Below are 6,889 nucleotides of genomic sequence, written 5' to 3' on the forward strand. Positions count from 1 at the left end.
TCCTTAATCGAGTAGGGAAATGGCAGTCGGCGCATCGTTGCCGACTAGTGCCAGATCTTCGAATTCGTTGACGGCGTTGATCTCGGTGCCCATGGAAATATTGGTCACGCGCTCCAGAATAATCTCAACGATCACCGGCACCTTGAATTCTTCGATCATTTCCTCGGCGCGACGCAGGGCCGGCGCGATCTGGCTTGGCTCGAACACGCGCAGGGCCTTGCAACCCAGGCCTTCGGCGACGGCCACGTGGTCTACGCCATAGCCATTGAGTTCCGGCGCATTGAGGTTGTCGAAGGACAGCTGCACGCAGTAGTCCATTTCAAACCCGCGCTGAGCCTGGCGGATCAGGCCGAGGTAGGAGTTGTTCACCACCACGTGGATGTACGGCAGCTTGAACTGTGCGCCCACGGCCAGTTCTTCGATCATGAACTGGAAGTCGTAGTCGCCGGACAGCGCCACCACTTTGCGGCTCGGGTCGGCCTTGACCACGCCGAGGGCGGCGGGAATGGTCCAACCCAACGGGCCGGCCTGGCCGCAGTTGATCCAGTGGCGTGGCTTGTACACGTGCAGGAACTGCGCGCCGGCAATCTGCGACAGGCCGATGGTGCTGACGTAGCAGGTGTCTTTGCCGAACACCTGGTTCATTTCTTCATACACCCGCTGTGGCTTGACCGGCACGTTGTCGAAGTGAGTCTTGCGGTGCAGGGTGGCTTTGCGTTGCTGGCAGTCATTGAGCCAGGCGCTGCGGTCCTTGAGTTTGCCGGCAGCTTTCCACTCGCGGGCCACTTCAATGAACATAGTCAGCGCGGAACCGGCGTCGGACACGATACCCAGGTCCGGGGTGAAGACGCGGCCAATCTGGGTCGGCTCGATGTCGACGTGGATGAATTTGCGGCCTTCGGTGTACACCTCGACCGAACCGGTGTGGCGGTTGGCCCAACGATTACCGATGCCCAGCACCACGTCCGACTTGAGCATCGTTGCGTTGCCATAACGGTGGGACGTCTGCAGGCCGACCATGCCAACCATCTGTGGGTGATCGTCCGGAATGGTGCCCCAGCCCATCAGGGTCGGGATCACCGGGATGCCAGTCAGTTCAGCGAATTCAACCAGCAACTCGCTGGCGTCGGCATTGATCACGCCGCCACCGCTCACCAGCAGTGGGCGCTCGGCCTGGTCCAGCAGCGCCAGGGCTTTTTCCACCTGCACGCGGGTGGCCAGGGGCTTGGCCAGGGGCAGCGGCTGGTAGGCGTCGATGTCGAATTCGATCTCGGCCATCTGCACGTCGAACGGCAGGTCGATCAACACCGGGCCTGGGCGGCCGGAGCGCATTTCATAGAAGGCTTTCTGGAAGGCGTACGGCACTTGGCCCGGTTCCAGGACGGTGGTTGCCCACTTGGTCACCGGCTTGACGATGCTGGTGATGTCCACGGCCTGGAAGTCTTCCTTGTGCATCCGGGCGCGGGGCGCTTGACCGGTGATGCACAGGATCGGGATCGAGTCGGCCGAGGCGCTGTACAGGCCGGTGACCATGTCAGTGCCCGCCGGGCCCGAAGTGCCGATGCACACGCCGATATTACCGGCCTTGGTGCGGGTGTAGCCCTCGGCCATGTGGGAGGCGCCTTCAACGTGGCGAGCAAGGACGTGATCGATGCCACCCACTTTCTGCAAGGCCGAATACAGCGGGTTGATTGCGGCGCCTGGGATACCGAAGGCGGTGTCCACACCTTCGCGACGCATCACCAGGACAGCGGCTTCGATTGCTCTCATTTTGCTCATGATATTGGTGCCTCTTGCGTTTTGTAATTGTATACAAGTTGTGTCTGGTCAAAGTGTATTCATGGCGAGCGGCGTAGGTCAATGCATTTTATAAACTGGCCTATGCGTTCGTCGGAACCGCTTTTTTCGACGTATGGAGCCTTTGTGCGAAAATATTGTATACAAAATTAAATGTCATTGTGTTCTATTTGTTTGATCGAGCATCTGATCATTCAGACCTCCACCGCTTTCCCAATAACAAAAGAAGGACGGCACCATGAGCGCTTTAACCTTGAAACTCGCGACCCAACTGGCCAGCCAGGCCCTCAGTGCAGGGCGCACCATTTCTGCTGCACCGCTGACCATCGCCGTGCTCGACAGCGGCGGCCACTTGATCACCCTGCAGCGGGAAGACGGTGCCAGCCTGCTGCGCCCGCAAATCGCCATCGGCAAGGCTTGGGGCGCGATAGCCCTGGGCAAGGGTTCACGCCTGCTGGCGCTGGACGCGCAGCAGCGACCGGCGTTTATCGCGGCGCTGAACAGCCTGGGGCAGGGCAGCGTCGTGCCCGCGCCGGGTGGCGTGTTGATTCGCAGTCATGAGGGCGTGGTGTTGGGGGCGATCGGGATCAGCGGGGATACGTCGGACATTGATGAGCAGTGTGCGATCACGGCGATCGAAGGGGTGGGGTTGATGGCGGATGCGGGGGTGTCGGCTTGACCTGATAGAGCGCTTGTGGCGAGGGGCTTGCTGTGGCGAGGGAGCTTGCTCCCGCTGGGCTGCGAAGCGGCCCCAAAAGCCGACTCCAGCTGCGCTGTCGAACGGGAGCAAGCTCCCTCGCCACAGCAAGCTCCTATGTCACAGGTTACTCGTCCGGCTCGCAGCCCTTGAGCACCAACCGAATAATCGTCTGCGCCGCCGCTTCATAATCCGCCTCATCCAACTTGGCCTTCCCGGTCACCGCCGAGATCTGCCAGTCAAAATCCGCATAGGTCTGCGTAGCCGCCCAGATACTGAACATCAAGTGGTTGGGGTCAATCGGCGCGATCAGGCCGCGATCTACCCAGTTCTGGATGCAGGCGATGTTGTGCTTGGCCTGGGCGTTCAGCTGTTCAACCTGATCCGCGCTGAGGTGCGGGGCGCCGTGCATGATTTCGCTGGCGAAGACTTTGGACGCAAACGGCAGGTCACGGGAGATGCGGATTTTCGAGCGGATGTAATTGCTCAGTACCACCGAGGGTTCGCCATCCGGATTGAACGGCGTGGAAGCGGCCAGGATCGGCTCGATAATGCTTTCGAGCACCTCGCGGTAGAGGTTGTCCTTGGACTTGAAGTAGTAATAGACGTTGGGCTTGGGCAGCCCGGCCTTGGCGGCGATGTCGCTGGTTTTGGTCGCGGCGAAGCCTTTGTCGGCAAACTCCTCGCTGGCCGCCCGCAGGATCTTTTCTTTGTTGCGCTCGCGAATGGTGCTCATAAACCTGGAGTTTCCTTGCCAAGACTGGCGGTTGCGCATGGTAGCACCGGCCATCCGCGAGCCTCAACAATCTGCCCGCAGGGCCTTGCGCCGCGCTATGCTCGCGTCATCCCACTCTTACGGAAGCCCGATTCATGGCAGGAAGCAGCTTGTTGGTGTTGATCGACGATATCGCCGCGGTCCTTGATGACGTTGCCCTGATGACCAAAATGGCGGCAAAGAAGACCGCCGGCGTGCTGGGTGATGATCTGGCGCTCAATGCCCAGCAAGTCTCCGGCGTGCGTGCGGAGCGGGAAATTCCCGTGGTATGGGCGGTGGCCAAGGGTTCGTTCGTCAACAAGTTGATCCTGGTGCCGGCCGCTTTGTTGATCAGTGCGTTCGCACCCTGGGCGGTGACGCCGTTGTTGATGCTCGGCGGTGCCTACCTGTGTTTCGAAGGGTTCGAGAAGCTGGCGCATAAATTCCTGCACAGCAAAGACGAAGAGCAGGCGCAACATGCGCAGTTGGTCGAAGCGGTTGCGGACCCGGCAACCGACCTGGTGGCCTTCGAAAAGGACAAGATCAAAGGTGCTATCCGTACCGACTTCATCCTCTCCGCTGAAATCATCGCCATTACCCTCGGCACCGTGGCCGATGCGCCCTTGATGCAACAGGTGATCGTGCTGTCCGGTATTGCGATTGTCATGACCGTGGGCGTGTATGGCTTGGTGGCCGGTATCGTCAAGCTGGACGACCTGGGTCTGTGGCTCACCCAGAAGCCTGGCCAGGCGGCACGCAGCATTGGCGGCGCCATCCTGCGCGCGGCGCCGTACATGATGAAGAGCCTTTCGGTGATTGGGACCGCAGCGATGTTCCTGGTCGGTGGTGGGATTCTCACCCATGGCGTGCCGGTGGTGCATCACTGGATCGAGACGGTCAGCCAAGGTGCAGGCGCGTTGGCGTGGTTGGTGCCGGTGCTGCTCAATGGGGTGGCGGGGATCATTGCCGGGGCCGTGGTGCTGGCGCTGGTCAGCGGTGTGGGCAAGCTCTGGAAAACGGCGAAGGCTTGATCGCGCGGCAATAAAAAGGCCATTCAATCGAATGGCCTTCTTTGTGGGCGTTTACTCGGCAATCTGCAACTTGCGCGACTCCGTGTAGATGTACCGCACCTTCTCGTACTCGAACGGCGAGTTCATCTGACCATAGCGGAAGCTGGTCTGGTAACGCTTGTCCACCGCACGCAACGCCCAGACTTCCGGGTGGTTGGAACTGACTTCGGCCACGTTGAGGAAGTTGATCTGGTTCTCGGCTGTGTAGTCGACCAGCAAGCCGCCGGTGTCGCGCAGGTTCGACGGGCCAAAGATCGGCAGCACCAAGTACGCGCCGCCGGGCACGCCGTAGAAGCCCAGGGTCTGGCCAAAGTCTTCGCTCTGGCGGGGCAGGCCCATGGCGGTGGCCGGGTCCCACAGGCCGGCGATGCCGATAGTGGTGTTGACCAGCAGGCGGCCAGTGGTTTCCAGGGAACGATGGCCCTTGAGTTGCAGCAGGCTGTTCAACAGGTTGGGCACATCGCCCAGGTTGTTGAAGAAGTTACTGACGCCGGTACGCAGGAAACTCGGGGTGACGTAACGGTAACCGTCGACCACCGGCAGGAACACCCACTGATCGAAGCGGTAGTTGAAGTGGTAGACGCGACGGTTCCACGACTCCAGCGGGTCGTACACGTTGAGTGCGGTGAGCGACGACCGTTCGAACTCGCGCTGGTCCAGGCCCGGGTTGAACTTGAGCTTGGTCAGCGGTTCCTTGAAGCCATCGGAATCGACCTTGACTGGCTCGTGGGCCTTGCTGTTGTCGGCATTGGCCACGCCTGCGCACATCAAGGCGGCAAGCAGCAGAAGATATTTAGCCACGGAAGAACTCCAGCATGGCGTCGGCGTTGACGCGGTAATTGAGGTTGCCGCAGTGGCCGCCCAGCGGGTAGACGGTCAAGCGATCGCCGAAGGTTTTACGCAGGAAACCGAGGTCGCCAGGGCCGAGGATCACATCGTCGGCGTTGTGCATCACGGCGATTTTCGGGCTGGTGTGCAGGTAGTCCTTGAGGGCATACAGGCTGACCTGGTCAACCAGTTGCAACAGGCTGCCGCCGTCGGAGCGGGCGCGCCACATCGGAATAACCTGCTCGGTGAGGTAGCAGTCGAAGTCGCACTGCAGCGCACGCTTGAGGAATGGCGTGAGGCTGGTGCTTTCGGTGATCGGGTATTTGGGCGGGATGATCAGGCCGCGGCGGTTGATCAGGTCCGAGGTGAAGGCGATGTCGGCCGCCGAGAAGCGGAACGAAGTGCCGATCAGCATGGCCATCTGTTCGTTGGTCAGGTGCTGCTTGGATTGCTGGAAGTCGTAGAGCAGGGCGTCGTTCAGGTCGATATAGCCCTTTTGCTGGAAGTAGCGAGTCAGCTTGTTCAGCACCAACTCATAGAAGGTGGTGGTGTTGTTGATGCCTTTCACCTCGGTCTGCACCAGCTTGTCGAGGTTGGTGATCGAGGTGTACAGGTTGACCGGCGGGTTCAGCAGCAAGACTTTCTTGAAGTTGAAGCTGCGGCGCGTCTCGTCGAGCTTGCTGACGAACGCCGCATCCAGGGCGCCGAGGCTGTAGCCGGTGAGGTAGAAGTCGGTCACTGGCAGCGAAGCGTTCTGCGCGCGCACGGCTTGCATCACGCGGTACATGTCTTCGGCATCTTCCTGGGTGATCCCCGGCGTGGCGAAGCGCGAGGCGGCGCTGATGAAGTCGAAGCTGGTGGGCGACGACAGTTGCACCACGTGGTAGCCGGCCTGGTAATACAGCTTTTTCAGGTATTCGTTGATGCTGCTGTCAAAGCGCGCACCGGTGCCCGCGATGAGGAAGATCAGCGGCGCGGCGCGATCCTGCTTGGCGATGCGGTAGGTGAGTTTCTTCACCGCCCAGAAGTTGTCCGGCAGGCTGAATTCACGCTCGGGGCGCATGTTCAGGGTGTAATCGGACTGGTTGATCTCGTCATCGCTCGGCAATTTGGGCCGAAGGTCAGGCGGGGTAGTGGCGATGGTGGCTTCAAACGGGTTGGTCAAAGGGTAGCCATAGCTGGCTTGGTCAATGTCGACGGCCAGTGCTGACGCACTCAGAAAAAGGCTGCCCAGCAGGGCAGCACAGCGCAAGGAACGGAGCATGACTTAATCCCTAGGAGGAAACGTGCTTGATGAAGTTCGCAGGCTATGACCGCCGTCCTATCGCCGAAGTGCCATCACGCGGCACGAAATGTCGGAAAATAACGTCGGAATCGGGGTAATAGTAGCCAGACGATACACTTTGACACGTGTAGGTAAACATTAATTGTGTGTATGCACCTTGCTAACGCCCACTGGCGCATTAAGCTGAGCGCCGTTTTTGCCTATCGGAGTGCCTCATGTCCCGTCGTTTGCCGTTGATTCTGCTGCTTATTGCCCTGCCGCTGTGGCTGGCCGCCAGTTATGGCGCGCGCTATGGCTTTATGGAAGATGGCCAGTGGGTGGGCATCTGCGCGGATGAGGCCAGCCGCTGGGAATGCCAGTTGCGCTCGAACCTGGGCTTGATGATCCACTTCAAGGTGCTGGGCTGGGCGGCGTTGATCACGTCGGTGCTGGCGTTTTTCGTGCCGGGACGGGCGGGG

7 protein-coding genes are annotated in these 6,889 nt (G+C 60.3%); 3 read left to right on the forward strand and 4 right to left on the reverse strand.

Annotated elements, in window-relative coordinates; genetic code table 11:
• Positions 1-3: 3 nt before the first annotated feature.
• Positions 4-1,779, reverse strand: coding sequence for a glyoxylate carboligase (gcl, locus tag HX812_RS15105; protein ID WP_016979576.1), 1,776 nt, complete (start codon positions 1,777-1,779; stop codon positions 4-6).
• Between the two features lie 256 nt (positions 1,780-2,035).
• Here gcl and HX812_RS15110 point away from each other — a divergent pair, with 256 nt between their 5' ends.
• On the forward strand, positions 2,036-2,476 hold the full coding sequence (locus HX812_RS15110; protein WP_038841597.1) for a heme-binding protein: 441 nt from the start codon (positions 2,036-2,038) through the stop codon (positions 2,474-2,476).
• Positions 2,477-2,621: 145 nt separating this feature from the next.
• Here the strand turns inward: HX812_RS15110 and HX812_RS15115 are convergent, their stop codons facing one another.
• Entirely contained in the window at positions 2,622-3,230 is a 609-nt protein-coding gene (locus tag HX812_RS15115; RefSeq protein WP_038850342.1) for a TetR/AcrR family transcriptional regulator, read from the reverse strand.
• 134 nt (positions 3,231-3,364) lie between these two features.
• On the opposite strand from HX812_RS15115, the gene HX812_RS15120 reads away from it, so the two are divergent.
• Positions 3,365-4,279 (forward strand): DUF808 domain-containing protein, encoded by a 915-nt coding sequence (locus HX812_RS15120; protein WP_038850341.1) that lies wholly within the window; start codon positions 3,365-3,367, stop codon positions 4,277-4,279.
• A gap of 51 nt (positions 4,280-4,330) precedes the next feature.
• On the opposite strand, the gene HX812_RS15125 is transcribed toward HX812_RS15120, so the two are convergent.
• Positions 4,331-5,119, reverse strand: a complete 789-nt coding sequence (locus HX812_RS15125) for a VacJ family lipoprotein (RefSeq protein WP_038850340.1) — start codon at positions 5,117-5,119, stop codon at positions 4,331-4,333.
• Entirely contained in the window at positions 5,112-6,410 is a 1,299-nt protein-coding gene (locus HX812_RS15130; RefSeq protein ID WP_038850339.1) for a serine/threonine protein kinase, read from the reverse strand. Before HX812_RS15130 ends, HX812_RS15125 begins: the two co-directional genes overlap by 8 nt.
• A gap of 236 nt (positions 6,411-6,646) precedes the next feature.
• Between HX812_RS15130 and HX812_RS15135 the strand changes: the two genes are divergently transcribed.
• The coding region (locus HX812_RS15135; protein WP_178949117.1) for a hypothetical protein at positions 6,647-6,889 on the forward strand (243 nt) is incomplete at its 3' end.

The organism is Pseudomonas sp. IPO3749, from assembly GCF_013386605.1.
Lineage (GTDB): Bacteria > Pseudomonadota > Gammaproteobacteria > Pseudomonadales > Pseudomonadaceae > Aquipseudomonas > Aquipseudomonas azotoformans_A.